The following is a 17,441-nucleotide window of genomic DNA, read 5'->3' on the forward strand; positions in this document are numbered from 1 at the left end:
ATCAGCCCTCCGAGGGGGCGAGGCGCTCCAGCTCCGCCTCGGTCGACTTGAGCAGGTCGTTCCAGGACGCCTCGAACTTCTCGACGCCCTCGTCCTCCAGCAGCTGCACCACCTCGTCGTACGAGATGCCGAGCGCCTCCACCGCGTCCAGGTCGGCGCGCGCCTGCTGGTAGGTGCCCGCGATGGTGTTGCCGGTGATCTCGCCCTGAGCCTCGGTGGCCTCCAGGGTGGCCTCCGGCATGGTGTTGACCGTGTTCGGCGCGACCAGGTCGTCGACGTACAGGGTCGGCTTGTAGGCCTTGTCCTTCACGCCGGTCGAGGCCCACAGCGGACGCTGCTTGTTGGCGCCCGCGTTCTCCAGCGCGCCCCAGCGGTCGGAGGAGAAGACCTCCTCGTACGCCTGGTAGGCGAGCCGCGCGTTGGCGACGCCCGCCTTACCGCGCGCGGCCTTGGCCGCGTCGGTGCCGAGCGCGTCGATCCGCTTGTCGATCTCGGTGTCCACGCGGGAGACGAAGAAGGACGCCACCGACTGGATCTTGGACAGGTCCAGGCCCTTGGCCTTGGCCTTCTCCAGGCCCGCGAGGTAGGCGTTCATGACCTCGCGGTAGCGCTCCAGCGAGAAGATCAGCGTGACGTTGACGCTGATGCCGAGGCCGATGACCTCGGTGATCGCCGGAAGGCCCGCCTTGGTGGCCGGGATCTTGATGAGGGTGTTCGGGCGGTCGACGAGCCAGGCCAGCTGCTTGGCCTCGGCGACGGTCGCCCGGGTGTTGTGGGCCAGGCGCGGGTCGACCTCGATCGACACCCGGCCGTCCTGACCGCCGGTGGCGTCGAAGACCGGGCGCAGGATGTCGGCGGCGTCCCGGACATCCGCCGTGGTGATCATGCGGATCGCCTCTTCGACGGTGACCTTGCGGGCGGCGAGGTCGGCGACCTGCTGCTCGTAGCCGTCACCGCCGCTGATCGCCTTCTGGAAGATCGACGGGTTGGTGGTGACACCCACGACGTGCTGCTGGTCGATCAGCTCGGCGAGATTGCCGGACGTGATGCGCTGGCGCGACAGGTCGTCCAGCCAGATCGCGACGCCCTCCTCGGAGAGGCGCTTCAGTGCGTCTGTCATGGAAAATCAAACTCCTACGTCTCGTATGTGAGCGTCAGCGCTGGGCGGCGGCGAGGCCCGTAGTCGAATCAAGCACAGCCCGAGCGACGGCGGCCACGTTCTCGGCAGTGAAGCCGTACTCCCGGAAAAGGACCTTGCCGTCGGCCGAAGCACCGAAGTGCTCCAGGGAAACGATGCGACCGGCGTCCCCGACGTACTTGTGCCAGGTGAGACCGATCCCGGCCTCCACCGCGACCCGCGCCTTGACGGCCGGCGGCAGAACGCTGTCCCGGTACCCCTGGTCCTGTTCCTCGAACCACTCCACGGACGGCATGGACACGACTCGCGTCGGCACACCGTCGGCCTCCAGCCGCTCGCGCGCCTCGACGGCGACGTGCACCTCGGAACCGGTGGCGATGAGGACGACCTCGGGAGTGCCGTTCGACGCCTCGAAGAGGACGTAACCGCCCTTGGCGGCATCCTCGTTGGGCTCGTAGGTCGGCACACCCTGACGGGTCAGCGCGAGGCCGTGCGGGGCGCCCTTGCCGAACTCCTTGGTGTAGCGCGACAGGATCTCGCGCCAGGCGATCGCCGTCTCGTTGGCGTCGGCCGGACGGACCACGTTCAGCCCCGGAATCGCGCGCAGCGACGCGAGGTGCTCGATCGGCTGGTGCGTCGGACCGTCCTCACCGAGACCGATGGAGTCGTGCGTCCACACGTACGTCACCGGCAGGTGCATCAGCGCCGACAGGCGCACGGCGTTGCGCATGTAGTCGGAGAAGACGAGGAAGGTGCCGCCGTAGATACGGGTGTTGCCGTGCAGCGCGATGCCGTTCATCTCCGCGGCCATGGAGTGCTCGCGGATGCCGAAGTGGATCGTACGGCCGTACGGGTCGGCCTCCGGCAGCGGGTTGTCCGCCGGGAGGAACGACGACGTCTTGTCGATCGTCGTGTTGTTCGAACCGGCGAGGTCGGCCGAGCCGCCCCACAGCTCCGGGATGACCGCACCCAGTGCCTGGAGGATCTTGCCGGACGCGGCACGCGTCGCGACGCCCTTGCCGGGCTCGAAGACCGGGATCTTCTCCTCCCAGCCGGTGGGCAGCTCGCCCTTGCTGATGCGGTCGAACTCGGCGGCGCGCTCGGGGTTGTTGTCCCGCCACTGCTGGAAGGACTTCTCCCACACGGCACGGGCCGCCTGGCCGCGCTCCAGGGCACCCCGGGTGTGCTCGATGACCTCGTCCGCGACCTCGAAGGACTGCTCCGGGTCGAAGCCGAGGACGCGCTTGGTGGCCGCGACCTCGTCGTCGCCGAGCGCCGAGCCGTGGGCGGCCTCGGTGTTCTGCGCGTTCGGGGCCGGCCAGGCGATGATCGAGCGCATCGCGATGAAGGACGGCTTGTCGGTGACCGCCTTGGCCTGCTGGATGGCGTCGTAGATGGCGGCCGGGTCGAGGTCGCCGTTGGCCTGCGGCTCGACACGCTGGACGTGCCAGCCGTACGCCTCGTACCGCTTGACGGTGTCCTCGGAGACGGCCGTCTCGGTGTCGCCCTCGATCGAGATGTGGTTGTCGTCCCACAGCAGGACCAGGTTGCCGAGCTTCTGGTGGCCGGCCAGCGAGGACGCCTCGGCGGAGATGCCCTCCTGGAGGCAGCCGTCACCGGCGATGACGTAGACGAAGTGGTCGAAGGGGGAGGTGCCCTCGGCGGCCTCCGGGTCGAACAGGCCGCGCTCGTAGCGGGCGGCCATCGCCATGCCGACGGCGTTGGCGACACCCTGGCCCAGCGGGCCGGTCGTCGTCTCGACGCCCGTGGTGTGGCCGTACTCCGGGTGGCCGGGGGTCTTCGAGCCCCACGTCCGGAACGCCTTCAGGTCGTCCAGCTCCAGGCCGAAGCCGGCCAGGTACAGCTGGGTGTAGAGGGTCAGGGACGAATGGCCGGCGGACAGCACGAAACGGTCGCGCCCGACCCAGTCGGCGTCCGCCGGGTCGTGCCGCATCACCTTCTGGAAGAGGGTGTAGGCGGCAGGCGCCAGGCTCATCGCCGTACCCGGATGGCCGTTACCGACCTTCTGTACGGCGTCGGCGGCCAGGACGCGGGCGGTGTCGACGGCCCGCTGGTCCAACTCGGTCCACTCGAGGTCTGTGGTGGTCGGCTTGGTGCTCACCCTGGGTCAGGGCTCCTCTCCACATGTCGGTTGCCGGTGTCACGGGCACACGCCCACCGGCTGCCGGCGTTCTCGGCGTCGGCCGGCCGCTGTCGAGCCTACCCCCGGAAGTACGTGCGTTTTTTCGAGTCATTCCAGACTGCCGGGAGTCGTCGGGATGTGCCTCCCGACCGGGTCGTTCCGCGTTCGGCAAGTGAATACGGAGCCGCTCATCCGGGTGCTCAATCGAGCTTCCCCGCGCCCGTCGGACGGTGCCCTCCAACACGACCCCACCCCCGCGAATGTCCGGGTCTGGGCAACGTCTACAGTGGCGTGGTACGCGCGAGCCTTTACCGGGACTTCACACGGGGAGGCTTGCTGGGATGTCTCTGTCAGGGGTGTGCGTGACGGCCGTTGAATCCCGTCCAGCGGGGATTATCGGGACGAGCCAGAGCCCGAGCCGGCGGCCGGTAGGGGCCCGGGTCAAGGCGTTCGTGGCGCTGACCAAGCCACGGATCATCGAGCTGCTGCTCATCACCACCGTTCCGGTGATGTTCCTGGCCGAGCAGGGTGTACCCGACCTCGGTCTGGTGCTGCTCACCTGCGTCGGCGGCTACCTGTCCGCGGGCGGCGCCAACGCGCTGAACATGTACATCGACCGCGACATCGACGCGCTCATGGACCGCACCTCGCAGCGCCCGCTGGTCACCGGCATGGTCAGCCCGCGCGAGTGCCTGGCCTTCGGTGTCACGCTGGCGATCGCCTCCACGCTGCTGTTCGGCCTCACGGTCAACTGGCTGAGTGCCTGGCTCTCCCTCGGCGCACTCCTCTTCTATGTCGTCGTCTACACGATGATCCTCAAGCGCCGTACGTCGCAGAACATCGTGTGGGGCGGCATCGCGGGCTGTATGCCGGTGCTGATCGGCTGGACGGCCGTCACGAACTCCCTCACCTGGGCGCCGCTCATCCTCTTCATGGTCATCTTCTTCTGGACGCCGCCGCACTACTGGCCGCTGTCCATGAAGGTGAAGGAGGACTACGCGCGCGTGGGCGTGCCCATGCTCCCGGTCATCGCCTCGAACAAGGTCGTCGCCAAGCAGATCGTCATCTACAGCTGGGTGATGGTGGCGGTGTCGCTCCTGCTGCAGCCGCTCGGCTACACGGGCTGGTTCTACACCGCGGTCGCGCTGGCGGCGGGCGGCTGGTGGCTCTGGGAGGCGCACGCGCTGCAGAACCGCGCGAAGGCGGAGGTGACAGGCGGGAAGCTGAAGGAGATGCGCCTGTTCCACTGGTCGATCACCTATGTGTCGCTGCTGTTCGTGGCGGTCGCGGTGGACCCGTTCCTGCGCTGACGTACGTCACACGGCCCCGCTCTCGCCAGCTGATCTACTCATGAGTAGCATCCTGGTCATGGCAGACACGCAACAGGTTGACGCTAAGGCCGAGCGCCGGGTGGCCAAGCTGGCCAAGCAGATCAACGCCTTCGCGAAGTCCCACGGTGGCGCCGAGGCCCAGGTCGCGTACATCGGACAGCGCGGCGCCCGCATCGTGCTCGTCGGTGAGGACGGCGGCTGGGGTGACCTGGTGGCACCGTCGTACGAGATCGCCGAGCAGGCGGTCGGCAAGGCCGGCGTCACGGTCCACGAGGCGTTCGACGGCGAGTTCGCGGCAAAGGTGAAAACCGGCCCGTACGAGTGGAGCCGCATGGCGGGCATCCAGGTCGGCGGACCGAGCAACGGCTGAGACCTCTCGGCGTTTCGTGTGACACCAACACCTGATGCCCGGTTCACCCGTTAGGACCCGTGAGGAACACACGGTCCAGCTGACGGGGAGCCCGGATGATCGAAACGCCGTCCCTCGTGGACCAGTACTGCCACGGGGTACTGAGAACGGAGCTGGGCCTCGGCACCTTCGAGGCCCAGCTGGCCCGTACCGAGGGCCCGCCGGCGCCCGGCACCACGCTCTTCGACACCCAGACCGGGTTCGCCGTACGCCGCTGGTGCCCTCCGCTGCTCGGCCTGGAACCGCACTGCGCTCCCGCGCGCTATCTCGCCAGGCGCCGTGAACTCGGCGTACTGGAGGCGGGTCGGCGTCTGCTGCGGGGCAGCGGCATCACCACGTACCTGATCGACACCGGTCTGCCCGGCGATCTCACCGGTCCTCCGGAGATGGCGTCCACCGCGTCCGCCGAGGCCCACGAGATCGTGCGTCTCGAACTCCTCGCCGAACAGGTCGCCGACACCTCCGGCACGGTCGAGTCCTTCCTGGCCAACCTCGCCGAGTCGGTGCACGGCGCGGCGGCCAACGCGGTGGCCTTCACCTCCGTGGCGGGAGTACGGCACGGTCTCGCGCTCGCGCCCGAGCCGCCGGGGCCGGGCGAGGTACGGGGCGCGGCGGGCCGCTGGCTGGCAGCCCGAAGGGTCGGCGGCGAACTGAGCGACCCGGTGCTGCTGCGCCATCTGCTGTGGATCGCGGTGGCCTCGGGACTGCCGCTGCAACTGCACGCGGGGCTCGGGGAGCCGGGCCTGCGCATCGATCGCACGGACCCGGTGCTGCTCACGGACTTCGTCCGCGCGACGGCCGGCCTCGGCACCGACCTCGTCCTGCTGCACGGCTATCCGTACCACCGCCACGCCGCCCACCTGGCAGGCGTCTTCTCGCACGTCTACGCCGACTCGGGTGCCGCCCTCATCCGCACGGGCGCCCGCGCGGCCACGATCCTCGCCGAGATCCTGGAACTCGCCCCCTTCGGCAAGATCCTCTTCTCCAGCGGGGCACAGGGCCTGCCCGAGCTGCACGTGGTCGGGGCACGCCTGTTCCGTGAGGCCCTGGCCAGAGTGCTCGGCGGCTGGGTCGCCGAGGGGGCGTGGTCCCTGGGGGACGCGCAACGGGTGGCGGGAATGGTGGCGGCGGGCAACGCAAGACGGGTGTACGGGGTGGAGTGAGCCGTACAGACTGGGCGGATGCCGACCGATGCCTTACTCGATCGCTTTCTCGGGGAGCTCGCACCTCTCGCTCCCGTCGCCGTCTGGGCGCACGGCTCTCTGGCCGGCGGCGACTACCAGGAGGGCCGCAGCGACCTGGACCTGATCGCCGTTCTGGACGGCCCGCTCACGACCCGCAGTGTCTGGCAGGTGGCGAAGGTCCACGCCCGGCTGCGGTCCGAGCCGCTCGCCGCGCTGCTGCACTGCACGTACCTGACACCGGAAACGGCGGACGACGCCGACCGACGCCACCTCACCTGGGCGCACGAGCAGTTGTTCAAACGGACGGTGACCCCGGTGACCCGGCGAGAGCTGCACGACTTCGGCCGGGTGCTGCAGGGCAAGGCGCCCGCCGGACTGCTGCCGCCGGTGCCGGACCGGGAGCTCGGCGAGTTCGTCGTACGCGACCAGCGGGACTTCTGGCGGCCGGCGGTCGACAACGCCTCGCTGTGGACCAGGGACGTGTGGGTCGACCTCGGGTTGATCACCCACGCCCGCGCGGGCGTCACCCTGCGCGACGGCCGACTGATCTCCAAGCGCGAGGCCCTGGAACTGCTGCCCGGCCTCGGGGCGCCCGTCGAACTCGTCGAGGACATCCGCAGGCGCCGCTACGACGGCTCCGCGCACCCGACGCCGACCGGGGAGTGGGCGACGCGCAGGGCCGGTCTGGCCCGGAGCTACCTCGGTGCCGCGATCGACGAGTTGGTGGCGACGTACAGCTGACTCACGCGCGCGTGCCGACCGTCGCCTCGGCCGCCGGGGCCGGGATCTCGGCCTCGTCGAACGGCCGTTCCCGCAGGGCCAGCATCACGCGCAGCACCGCGATCCATGTCACGGCCGAACCGAGCATGTGCAGGCCGACCAGGATCTCCGGGAGGTCCGTGAAGTACTGGACGTAACCGATGACGCCCTGGGCGAGGAGGACCAGGAAGAGATCGCGGGTGCGGTTCAGGGGGCCCTTCGGGGCGTCGACCGCCTTGAGGACGAACCACAGGGCGAACGTCAGCGTGACCACGATCCAGGCCAGCACGGCATGCAGCTTGGTGACGGTCTCCCAGTCGACCGGCATCCGCTCGACCTCGCTGGAGTCACCCGCGTGCGGGCCGGCGCCGGTGACCACCGTGCCGACCAGGATCAGCAGCACCGAGGCCCCGACCAGCACCCACACCAGCTGCTGCACCGCCTTGCCGACCAGTGGACGCGGCGCCGAGTCGCCCTCCCGGGTGCGCTGCCACATCACCGTGGCGACCGCGATGAGGGCGGACGTCGCCACGAAGTGGGCCGCGACCGTGTACGGGTTCAGGCCGACCAGGACGACGATGCCGCCGAGCACCGCGTTGCTCATCACGATCCAGAACTGCGCCCAGCCCAGCCGGGTCAGGCCACGCCGGTACGGCTTCTCGGAGCGCGCGGCGATGATCGCCCAGCCGACGGCGGCGCACAGCACGTACGTCAGCATGCGGTTGCCGAACTCGATGGCGCCGTGCAGGCCCATCTCGCTGGTGGCGGTGAGCGAGTCGTCGGTGCACTTGGGCCAGGTCGGGCAGCCGAGCCCGGACCCGGTGAGCCGCACCGCACCGCCGGTGACCACGATGAGCACCGACATCACGAGCGCGGCGAGGGCCGCCCGTTGGACCGTCCTCGGGGTGGGGGTCCAGCGTGCGGCGATGAAGGCGAGGGGGTTGCGCACGGCCGCTACGGCGTCGGCGCGGGTCAGCTTTGGCACGCGCCCTATCGTAGGCGGCCGCTTGTGCACGCTTTCACGAGGGTCCCCGCTCGCCCCGTTGCGGCTACTCCCAGCGGAACCAGCGCCCGGCCGCGGCCAGCCCGACCACCGCCCACACGGCCAGGATCCCCAGGTCGCCCCAGGGCATCCCGGCCCCGTGCTGGAGCACGTCGCGCAGTCCGTCGGTGAGCGCCGAGATGGGGAGCAGGCCGAGCACGTCCTGGGCGCCGGAGGGGAACTTGTCCAGCGCCACGATCACCCCGCCGCCCACGAGCAGCAGCAGGAAGACGAGGTTGGCGGCGGCCAGCGTGGCTTCGGCCTTGAGTGTTCCCGCCATCAGCAGGCCCAGGCCCGAGAAGGCGGCTGTCCCCAGGAGCAGCAGGAGTACGACCGCTGCCGGATTCCCGTGCGGCGACCAGCCCAGCGCGAAGGCGATCACCGTCAGCAGGACGATCTGGAGGACCTCGGTGACCAGCACCGAGACCGTCTTCGCCGTCATCAGGCCCCAGCGGGGCAGCGGCGAGGAGGCCAGCCGCTTCAGCACGCCGTACCGGCGTTCGAAGCCCGTGGCGATCGCCTGCCCCGTGAACGCCGTCGACATCACGGCGAGCGCGAGGATGCCGGGGGTCAGGAAGTCGACGGCCTCGCCGGCGCCCGTGTCGACGATGTCCACCGAGCTGAAGAGGACCAGCAGCAGGGTGGGGATCACGCCGGTCAGGAGCAGCTGCTCGCCGTTGCGCAGCAGCATCTTCGTCTCCAGCGCCGCCTGGGCCGCGATCATGCGGGAGAGCGGGGCGGCTCCCGGCTTCGGGGTGTACGTACCCGTGTCGACGGTGGTCACGAACGCAGCTCCTTGCCGGTGAGCTCCAGGCTGTGTCTTCCCGGGGGACGACCCCCGGACCCCCGGCAGGACCCTGTGTGTGCCGGAATCATGAACGCAACTCCCTACCCGTGAGCTCCAAGAACACGTCTTCGAGGGTGTGCCGTTCCACGGAGATCTTCTCCGGCATCACCCCGTGCTGCGCGCACCACGACGTCACCGTCGCGAGCAGCTGCGGGTCGACCTTGCCGACGACCCGGTACGAGCCCGGGGTCAGCTCCGCGGCCGTGCAGTCGGCGGGCAGGGCCTTCAGCAGAGAGCCCACGTCCAGGCCGGGGCGGCCGGTGAAGCGGAGGGTGTTCTCGGCGCCGCCGCGGCACAGCTCCTCCGGGGAGCCCTGGGCGATGACCCGGCCCGCGTCGATGATCGCGACGTCGTCGGCGAGTTGCTCGGCCTCGTCCATGTAGTGGGTCGTGAGGATCGCGGAGACGCCGTCGGCGCGCAGGTCCCGGATCAGGTCCCAGGTGGCCCGGCGGGCCTGCGGGTCGAGCCCGGCGGTCGGCTCGTCGAGGAACACCAGCTCCGGACGGCCGACGACGGCCATGGCGAGCGCGAGCCGCTGCTGCTGGCCGCCGGAGAGGCGGCGGTACGTGGTCCGGCCGCAGCTGCCCAGCCCGAGCCGCTCGATGAGGGCGTCGACGTCCAGGGGATGCGCGTGCAGCCTGGCGACATGGCGCAGCATCTCGTCGGCCCGCGCGCCCGAGTAGACGCCGCCGGACTGGAGCATCACGCCGATACGGGGCCGCAGCTCGCCGGACTGTCTCACCGGATCCAGGCCCAGGACGCGCACCGTGCCGGAGTCCGGCTTGCGGTACCCCTCGCAGGTCTCGACGGTCGTCGTCTTGCCCGCGCCGTTGGGTCCGAGTACGGCGGTGACACCGGCCCGGGCCACCAGGTCGAGGCCGTCCACCGCGGTTTTGCCGCCGTACCGCTTCACCAGGGCCTGGACCTGGACCACGGGCTCAGTTCGCATGGCTCCAGAGTCTAGGTACGTGCCGGGTAACCCGAACGGCCGGGTTCACATCCCCCACGCGCTCCGGTTCACATCTCCTCCGCGCGGGGCCGGTGTATCTCCAGCCACCGCCGCGCGTACGCCACCGCGTCCGCCACCGGGAAGAGCCGTGCGTCGGCCGCGCCCACCTTCCCGCGTACGACGGGACGGTCCCGTTCGAAGTCGTGCCCCAGCTCGTCGAACCGCTCCGAGGTGATCGACGTCTCGATCACCACCTCCCAGCCCGCGGGCCCCGGCCGCCCCACCTTCACCAGCGGCGACGGGATCCGGTACTCGGCGAGATGGAAGCTGGTGCACGCGTCGTACCCGGCGCCGAGCAGCAGCACGCGCGCGTGGAGCGCCTCCAGCCGGGCCAGCGGGCTGCGCTCACCGAGCCGGCAGTCGGGGGCGTGTCCGTCGACGATCCGCGCCGCGCGCGGGCCGACTGCGGCGAAGGACGTCTGGGGATGCGCGCTGCGCAGGGCGCCCGGCCAGGTCCGTACGGTCTCCGGGACGACGCCGACCCCGCGCGTGGGCGTGACCCGGGGGTCGTACGCGGGCATGGTCGCCCGGATGGTCTCCCACCACTCCTCGGGCACCGGCGGGTCGCTCCACACCGCCGGGTCCGAGAGGTCCCCGGTCTGGGTGGGGACCACCAATGTGCCCTCCGGGCCGAGCACGTCGAGCAGTCCCTGGACCACCGCGACGGCGCCTCCGCAGACCCAGCCGAGGGAGCTGAGCGAGGAGTGCACGAGGAGGGTTTCACCGCTGTGGACGCCGAGTTCGCGCAGCTGTGTGGAGAGGGTGTCCCGGGTGACAAGAGGGCCGGTCGGAGGGGGTGTCGACATGCTTCCGGAGTGTCCCCGAGGGCGGCTCGCGATGCCACCGATTTGATCGATCAATGATCATTTCCGCAGGTCAGATTAGGTATACCTAAGTGACGTAGGGCACCGTCGAGGTGCCCGGACGCGGCTTGCCTGGCTTTGAGGAATTACGCAACAATGGCGTTGTGAAAAACGTCGGCGAGACTCGGGAGACCCCCACGGGGGCCCCTCAGGAGGAACTCGCGACCGGGGAGCGCTCCACGCGCAACCGGGTCGCGCGGTCCATCCTGGACCACGGGCCGTCGACCGTCGCAGAGCTGGCCGGCCGACTGGGGCTGACCCAGGCCGCCGTACGCAGGCATCTGGACGCGCTGGTCGCGGACGACGTCGTGGAGGCCAGGGAACAGCGGGTGTACGGCACGCGCACGCGTGGCCGTCCCGCCAAGGTCTTCGCGCTCACCGACTGCGGCCGCGACGCCTTCGACCAGTCGTACGACAAGCTCGCCGCGGACGCCCTGAAGTGGATCGCCGAGCGTGAGGGCGGGCAGGAGGCGGTCGCCGCCTTCGCCCGGGCCCGGATCGCCGCCCAGGCGAGCGCGTACCGCAAGGCGATCGAGGCCGTCAGCCCGGACGAGCGCACCGAAGCGCTGGCCAAGGCCCTGAGCGTGGACGGGTACGCTGCTACGGCGCGCAGCGCACCCCTCCCTCAAAAAGGCGAGCAGCTCTGCCAGCACCACTGCCCGGTCGCCCATGTCGCGGAGCAGTTCCCCCAGCTGTGCGAGGCGGAGACGGAGATCTTCGCCGAGCTGCTCGGAACGCACGTCCAGAGACTGGCGACCATCGCGCACGGCGACGGCGTCTGCACGACGTTCATCCCGAAGATTTCCCACACGCAAGTTCACAGCGACAACGCATCCGCAAGCACGGCCGGGAGGAACCCCGCATGACTCTCCCCATCGAGGAGACTGCCCACCCTGAGCTCGAGGGTCTGGGTAAGTACGAATACGGCTGGGCCGACTCCGACGAAGCCGGCGCCTCTGCGAAGCGCGGTCTGAGCGAGGATGTCGTCAAGGACATCTCCGCGAAGAAGTCCGAGCCGGAGTGGATGACCAAGCTTCGCCTCAAGGGTCTGCGCCTGTTCGACAAGAAGCCCATGCCGAACTGGGGCTCGGACCTCTCGGGCATCGACTTCGACAACATCAAGTACTTCGTACGCTCCACGGAGAAGCAGGCGGAGTCCTGGGAGGACCTGCCCGAGGACATCAAGAACACGTACGACAAGCTCGGCATCCCGGAGGCGGAGAAGCAGCGCCTCGTCGCCGGTGTCGCGGCCCAGTACGAGTCCGAGGTCGTCTACCACCAGATCCGCGAGGACCTGGAGGAGCAGGGCGTCATCTTCCTCGACACCGACACGGCCCTGAAGGAGCACCCGGAGCTCTTCAAGGAGTACTTCGGGACCGTCATCCCGGTCGGTGACAACAAGTTCGCGTCGCTGAACACCGCCGTGTGGTCGGGCGGCTCCTTCATCTACGTCCCGCCGGGCGTCCACGTGGAGATCCCGCTCCAGGCCTACTTCCGTATCAACACGGAGAACATGGGCCAGTTCGAGCGGACCCTGATCATCGTCGACGAGGGTGCCTACGTGCACTACGTCGAGGGCTGCACGGCCCCGATCTACAAGTCGGACTCCCTGCACTCCGCGGTCGTCGAGATCATCGTCAAGAAGAACGCCCGCTGCCGTTACACGACCATCCAGAACTGGTCGAACAACGTCTACAACCTGGTCACCAAGCGCGCCGTCGCCTACGAGGGCGCGACCATGGAGTGGATCGACGGCAACATCGGCTCCAAGGTGACGATGAAGTACCCGGCCGTCTACCTGATGGGCGAGCACGCCAAGGGCGAGACCCTGTCCATCGCCTTCGCGGGCGAGGGGCAGCATCAGGACGCCGGCTCCAAGATGGTCCACATGGCGCCGAACACCTCCTCCAACATCGTCTCGAAGTCCGTGGCGCGCGGAGGCGGCCGTACGTCCTACCGCGGTCTCGTCGAGATCGGCGAGGGCGCCGCCGGCTCCAAGTCGAACGTGCTGTGCGACGCGCTGCTCGTCGACACCATCTCCCGCTCCGACACGTACCCCTACGTGGACGTCCGCGAGGACGACGTCTCCATGGGCCACGAGGCCACCGTCTCCAAGGTCTCCGAGGACCAGCTCTTCTACCTGATGAGCCGCGGTCTGAGCGAGTTCGAGGCGATGGCGATGATCGTGCGCGGCTTCGTCGAGCCCATCGCGAAGGAGCTGCCCATGGAGTACGCCCTCGAGCTCAACCGGCTGATCGAGCTGCAGATGGAAGGCGCGGTCGGTTAAGACCGGTCTCCGGACCAGCAGCTAGCGAAATCTGACGTAGGAAAGAGAGCAGACCGACAGCCATGGCTGAGGCTCAGAACATCCCCGTGGGGTCCACCACCGCGGGCCAGATCGCGGTGGCCGCCGAGTCGACCGTCGCCACGCGCATGAGCGCGCCCCCGTCCTTCGACGTCGCGGACTTCCCGGTCCCGCACGGCCGCGAGGAGGAGTGGCGGTTCACCCCGCTGGAGCGCCTGCGCGGCCTGCACGACGGCACCGCCGTCGCGAGCGGCACCGGCGTGAAGGTCGACATCCAGGCCCCCGAGGGCGTCACCGTCGAGGCCGTCGGCCGCGACGACGCCCGGATCGGCAAGGCGGGCACCCCGGTGGACCGCGTCGCCGCCCAGGCGTACTCGGCGTTCGAGAAGGCCGGAGTGGTCACCGTCCCCAAGGAGACGGTGCTCACCGAGCCGATCCGCATCGCCGTGCACGGCGAGGGCGGGGTCGCCTTCGGCCACCAGGTCGTCGAGCTGGGCGCCTTCGCCGAGGCCGTCGTCGTCATCGACCACACCGGTGACGCGGTGCTCGCCGCCAACGTCGACTACATCCTGGGCGACGGCGCCAAGCTGACCGTCGTCTCCGTCCAGGACTGGGACGACAAGGCCGTGCACGTGGCCCAGCACAACGCCCTCATCGGGCGGGATGCTTCGTTCAAGTCGGTCGTCGTCACCTTCGGCGGCGACGTCGTACGGCTGCACCCGCGCGTCTCCTACGCCGGTACCGGCGGCGAGGCCGAGCTGTTCGGCCTGTACTTCACCGACGCGGGCCAGCACCAGGAGCACCGCCTCCTGGTGGACCACAACACCCCGCACTGCAAGTCCAACGTCGCCTACAAGGGCGCGCTCCAGGGCGACGACGCGCACGCCGTGTGGATCGGCGACGTGCTGATCGAGGCCAAGGCCGAGGGCACGGACACGTACGAGATGAACCGCAACCTGGTTCTGACCGACGGCGCGCGCGTCGACTCCGTGCCGAACCTGGAGATCGAGACCGGCGAGATCGTCGGCGCCGGCCACGCCTCGGCGACCGGCCGCTTCGACGACGAGCAGCTCTTCTACCTGATGGCCCGCGGCATCCCGGCCGACGAGGCCCGTCGCCTGGTGGTGCGCGGCTTCTTCGCCGAGCTCGTCCAGCAGATCGGCGTCGCCGACATCGAAGAGCGCCTCCTCGTGAGGATCGACGAGGAGCTGGAGGCCACGGTCTGATGACCTTCGTACGCGCCTGTGGGCTGAGCGAGCTGGAGGAGGACACCCCGAAGCGGGTGGAACTCGACGGCACGCCGGTCTCGGTCGTGCAGACCGAGGGGGAGGTGTTCGCCATCCACGACATCTGCTCGCACGCGAACGTCTCGCTCTCCGAGGGCGAGGTGGAGGACTGCCAGATCGAGTGCTGGCTGCACGGCTCCAGCTTCGACCTGCGCACCGGAAAGCCGTCCGGCCTCCCCGCGACGCGCCCCGTCCCCGTATACCCCGTAAAGATCGAAGGGGACGACGTTCTCGTCTCCCTCACCCAGGAGTCCTGAGGCACCCATGGCAACGCTTGAAATCCGAGACCTGCACGTCACCGTCGAGGCCGACAACGCCACGAAGGAGATCCTCAAGGGCGTCGACCTCACCGTGAAGCAGGGCGAGACGCACGCCATCATGGGCCCCAACGGCTCGGGCAAGTCGACCCTCGCCTACTCCCTCGCGGGTCACCCGAAGTACACGATCACCGGTGGCTCCGTCACCCTCGACGGTGAGGACGTCCTGGAGATGTCCGTCGACGAGCGCGCCCGCGCCGGCCTGTTCCTCGCGATGCAGTACCCGGTCGAGGTCCCGGGTGTCTCCGTGTCGAACTTCCTCCGTACCTCCGCCACCGCCATCCGCGGCGAGGCCCCCAAGCTGCGCACCTGGGTGAAGGAGGTCAAGGAGACCATGGAGCGCCTCTCCATGGACCCGTCCTTCGCCGAGCGCAACGTCAACGAGGGCTTCTCCGGCGGTGAGAAGAAGCGCCACGAGATCCTTCAGCTGGAGCTGCTCAAGCCGAAGATCGCGATCCTTGACGAGACCGACTCCGGCCTGGACGTCGACGCCCTGCGCGTCGTCTCCGAGGGCGTGAACCGGGTCCGCGAGACCGGTGAGGTCGGCACCCTGCTGATCACGCACTACACGCGCATCCTGCGCTACATCAAGCCCGACCACGTGCACGTGTTCGCGAACGGCCGTATCGCCGAGTCCGGCGGAGCGGAGCTCGCGGACCAGCTCGAGGCCGAGGGCTACGACAAGTACGTGAAGGGTGGCGCATCCGCGTGACACAGCTGCCGGGCCTCCTCGACACCGAGGCGCTCCGCAAGGACTTCCCGATCCTGGACCGCGTCGTCCACGGCGACAAGAAGCTCGTGTACCTGGACAACGCGGCGACCTCGCAGACGCCGCGCCAGGTGCTCGACGTGCTCTCCGAGTACTACGAGCAGCACAACGCCAACGTCCACCGTGGCGTGCACGTCCTCGCCGAGGAGGCCACGGCGCTGTACGAGGGCGCGCGCGACAAGGTCGCGGAGTTCATCAACGCGCCCAGCCGTGACGAGGTGATCTTCACAAAGAACGCCTCCGAGTCGCTCAACCTCGTGGCGAACATGCTCGGCTGGGCCGACGAGCCCTACCGGGTGGACCACGAGACCGAGATCGTCATCACGGAGATGGAGCACCACTCCAACATCGTGCCGTGGCAGCTGCTCGCGCAGCGCACGGGCGCGAAGCTGAAGTGGTTCGGTCTCACCGACGACGGCCGCCTCGACCTGTCCAACATCGACGAGGTCATCACGGAGAAGACGAAGATCGTCTCCTTCGTGCTGGTGTCCAACATCCTGGGCACGCTCAACCCGGTCGAGGCGATAGTGCGCCGTGCGCAGGAAGTGGGCGCGCTGGTCTGCGTCGACGCCTCGCAGGCGGCGCCCCATATGCCGCTGGACGTGCAGTCCCTCCAGGCTGACTTCGTGGCCTTCACCGGCCACAAGATGTGCGGCCCGACCGGCATCGGCGTCCTCTGGGGCCGCCAGGAGCTGCTGGAGGACCTGCCCCCGTTCCTCGGCGGCGGCGAGATGATCGAGACGGTGTCGATGCACTCGTCGACGTACGCTCCGGCCCCGCACAAGTTCGAGGCGGGCACGCCTCCGATCTCGCAGGCGATCGGTCTCGGCGCGGCGATCGACTACCTCAACTCGATCGGCATGGACAAGATCCTCGCCCATGAGCACGCGCTCACCGAGTACGCGGTGAAGCGGCTGGGGGAGGTCCCGGACCTGCGGATCATCGGCCCGACGACGGCCGAGGACCGCGGCGCCGCGATCTCCTTCACGCTCGGCGACATCCACCCGCACGACGTGGGCCAGGTCCTCGACGAGCAGGGCATCGCGGTCCGGGTCGGCCACCACTGCGCCCGCCCGGTCTGCCTGCGCTACGGAATTCCTGCGACCACGCGAGCGTCGTTCTATCTGTACTCCACGCCGGCCGAGATCGACGCTCTGGTGGACGGCCTGGAGCACGTACGGAACTTCTTCGGCTGACGGGACGGGAAGAGCGACGCATGAAGCTGGATTCGATGTACCAGGAAGTCATCCTGGACCACTACAAGAACCCGCACGGGCGTGGTCTGAGGGATGGCGACGCCGAGGTGCACCACGTGAACCCGACGTGCGGCGACGAGATCACCCTGCGTGTGAAGTACGACGGCACGAAGATCGAGGACGTCTCGTACGAGGGCCAGGGCTGTTCCATCAGCCAGGCGAGCGCGTCCGTACTGAACGAACTCCTCGTCGGCAAGGACCTCTCCGACGCTCAGAAGATCCAGGAGACGTTCCTGGAGCTGATGCAGTCCAAGGGGAAGATCGAGCCCGACGACGCCATGGAGGAGGTCCTGGAGGACGCGGTCGCGTTCGCCGGGGTCTCCAAGTACCCGGCCCGGGTCAAGTGCGCCCTCCTGAGCTGGATGGCGTGGAAGGACGCGACGGCCCAGGTGCTGGGCGGAGCCGACGCCGAAAGGAAGACGGCATGAGCGAGACCGTTGAGATGAAGCCGGCCTCGGAGGAAGAGGTCCGTGAGGCGCTGTACGACGTCGTCGACCCCGAGCTGGGCATCGACGTCGTCAACCTCGGCCTGATCTACGGCATCCACATCGACGACGCGAACATCGCGACGCTCGACATGACCCTGACCTCGGCGGCCTGCCCGCTGACGGACGTCATCGAGGACCAGGCCAAGTCCGCCACGGACGGTCTCGTCAGCGAGCTGCGCATCAACTGGGTGTGGATGCCGCCGTGGGGCCCGGACAAGATCACGGACGATGGCCGGGAGCAGCTTCGGGCGCTCGGGTTCAACGTCTGAGGATCCCCCTTCACGGAAAAGCGGCG

General features: G+C 69.1%; 18 protein-coding genes. 12 read left to right on the forward strand and 6 right to left on the reverse strand.

Annotated features, from left to right (window positions below; translation table 11 throughout):
- Position 1: 1 nt before the first annotated feature.
- Complete coding sequence (gene tal / locus ADK36_RS40425) at positions 2-1,120, reverse strand: transaldolase (RefSeq protein WP_048585087.1); 1,119 nt, start codon at positions 1,118-1,120, stop codon at positions 2-4.
- 34 nt (positions 1,121-1,154) lie between these two features.
- Positions 1,155-3,260: a transketolase gene (tkt, locus tag ADK36_RS40430; RefSeq protein ID WP_048585088.1), complete on the reverse strand. Its 2,106-nt coding sequence runs from the start codon at positions 3,258-3,260 to the stop codon at positions 1,155-1,157.
- 362 nt (positions 3,261-3,622) lie between these two features.
- Between tkt and ADK36_RS40435 the strand changes: the two genes are divergently transcribed.
- The 4 genes from ADK36_RS40435 to ADK36_RS40450 all read left to right on the forward strand — a co-directional run bounded on the left by ADK36_RS40435 (position 3,623) and on the right by ADK36_RS40450 (position 6,946).
- A complete protein-coding gene (locus ADK36_RS40435; protein WP_425315345.1) occupies positions 3,623-4,591 on the forward strand; it encodes a heme o synthase in 969 nt (322 codons plus the stop codon).
- Positions 4,592-4,649: 58 nt separating this feature from the next.
- A complete protein-coding gene (locus ADK36_RS40440) occupies positions 4,650-4,982 on the forward strand; it encodes a hypothetical protein (protein ID WP_048585090.1) in 333 nt (110 codons plus the stop codon).
- A gap of 95 nt (positions 4,983-5,077) precedes the next feature.
- On the forward strand, positions 5,078-6,184 hold the full coding sequence (locus ADK36_RS40445) for an amidohydrolase family protein (RefSeq protein ID WP_048585091.1): 1,107 nt from the start codon (positions 5,078-5,080) through the stop codon (positions 6,182-6,184).
- 18 nt (positions 6,185-6,202) lie between these two features.
- Positions 6,203-6,946, forward strand: a complete 744-nt coding sequence (locus ADK36_RS40450) for a nucleotidyltransferase domain-containing protein (RefSeq protein WP_048585092.1) — start codon at positions 6,203-6,205, stop codon at positions 6,944-6,946.
- A 1-nt stretch (position 6,947) separates the two neighbouring features.
- Here the strand turns inward: ADK36_RS40450 and ADK36_RS40455 are convergent, their stop codons facing one another.
- The 4 genes from ADK36_RS40455 to ADK36_RS40470 all read right to left on the reverse strand — a co-directional run bounded on the left by ADK36_RS40455 (position 6,948) and on the right by ADK36_RS40470 (position 10,668).
- Positions 6,948-7,949, reverse strand: a complete 1,002-nt coding sequence (locus ADK36_RS40455) for a COX15/CtaA family protein (RefSeq protein WP_234330057.1) — start codon at positions 7,947-7,949, stop codon at positions 6,948-6,950.
- 64 nt (positions 7,950-8,013) lie between these two features.
- Entirely contained in the window at positions 8,014-8,730 is a 717-nt protein-coding gene (locus ADK36_RS40460; protein WP_234330058.1) for an ABC transporter permease, read from the reverse strand.
- Positions 8,731-8,878: 148 nt separating this feature from the next.
- Positions 8,879-9,802, reverse strand: coding sequence for an ABC transporter ATP-binding protein (locus tag ADK36_RS40465; protein WP_048585094.1), 924 nt, complete (start codon positions 9,800-9,802; stop codon positions 8,879-8,881).
- 68 nt (positions 9,803-9,870) lie between these two features.
- Positions 9,871-10,668: an aminoglycoside N(3)-acetyltransferase gene (locus ADK36_RS40470; RefSeq protein WP_053201186.1), complete on the reverse strand. Its 798-nt coding sequence runs from the start codon at positions 10,666-10,668 to the stop codon at positions 9,871-9,873.
- A 161-nt stretch (positions 10,669-10,829) separates the two neighbouring features.
- On the opposite strand from ADK36_RS40470, the gene ADK36_RS40475 reads away from it, so the two are divergent.
- The 8 genes from ADK36_RS40475 to ADK36_RS40510 all read left to right on the forward strand — a co-directional run bounded on the left by ADK36_RS40475 (position 10,830) and on the right by ADK36_RS40510 (position 17,415).
- The gene (locus ADK36_RS40475) at positions 10,830-11,591 is read left to right on the forward strand and encodes a helix-turn-helix transcriptional regulator (RefSeq protein WP_048585096.1); all 762 of its coding nucleotides are present in this window, start codon (positions 10,830-10,832) and stop codon (positions 11,589-11,591) included.
- The gene (gene sufB / locus ADK36_RS40480; protein WP_030049080.1) at positions 11,588-13,012 is read left to right on the forward strand and encodes a Fe-S cluster assembly protein SufB; all 1,425 of its coding nucleotides are present in this window, start codon (positions 11,588-11,590) and stop codon (positions 13,010-13,012) included. Before ADK36_RS40475 ends, sufB begins: the two co-directional genes overlap by 4 nt.
- A 62-nt stretch (positions 13,013-13,074) precedes the next feature.
- Entirely contained in the window at positions 13,075-14,256 is a 1,182-nt protein-coding gene (gene sufD / locus ADK36_RS40485; protein WP_048585097.1) for a Fe-S cluster assembly protein SufD, read from the forward strand.
- The gene (locus ADK36_RS40490) at positions 14,256-14,573 is read left to right on the forward strand and encodes a non-heme iron oxygenase ferredoxin subunit (protein ID WP_048585098.1); all 318 of its coding nucleotides are present in this window, start codon (positions 14,256-14,258) and stop codon (positions 14,571-14,573) included. Before sufD ends, ADK36_RS40490 begins: the two co-directional genes overlap by 1 nt.
- Positions 14,574-14,580: 7 nt before the next feature.
- Positions 14,581-15,345 carry a Fe-S cluster assembly ATPase SufC gene (gene sufC, locus ADK36_RS40495; protein WP_030049077.1) on the forward strand — a complete coding sequence of 255 codons (765 nt, stop codon included), beginning with the start codon at positions 14,581-14,583 and terminating at the stop codon, positions 15,343-15,345.
- Positions 15,342-16,598, forward strand: coding sequence for a cysteine desulfurase (locus ADK36_RS40500; protein ID WP_048585099.1), 1,257 nt, complete (start codon positions 15,342-15,344; stop codon positions 16,596-16,598). The genes sufC and ADK36_RS40500 overlap by 4 nt, the downstream gene beginning before the upstream one ends.
- 20 nt (positions 16,599-16,618) lie before the next feature.
- Complete coding sequence (sufU, locus tag ADK36_RS40505; RefSeq protein WP_030049075.1) at positions 16,619-17,086, forward strand: Fe-S cluster assembly sulfur transfer protein SufU; 468 nt, start codon at positions 16,619-16,621, stop codon at positions 17,084-17,086.
- Positions 17,083-17,415, forward strand: coding sequence for a metal-sulfur cluster assembly factor (locus tag ADK36_RS40510; protein ID WP_028809645.1), 333 nt, complete (start codon positions 17,083-17,085; stop codon positions 17,413-17,415). Before sufU ends, ADK36_RS40510 begins: the two co-directional genes overlap by 4 nt.
- The last annotated feature ends 26 nt before the right edge of the window (positions 17,416-17,441 follow it).

The sequence above is a fragment of the Streptomyces viridochromogenes genome (assembly GCF_001270495.1).
GTDB classification, from domain to species: domain Bacteria; phylum Actinomycetota; class Actinomycetes; order Streptomycetales; family Streptomycetaceae; genus Streptomyces; species Streptomyces viridochromogenes_A.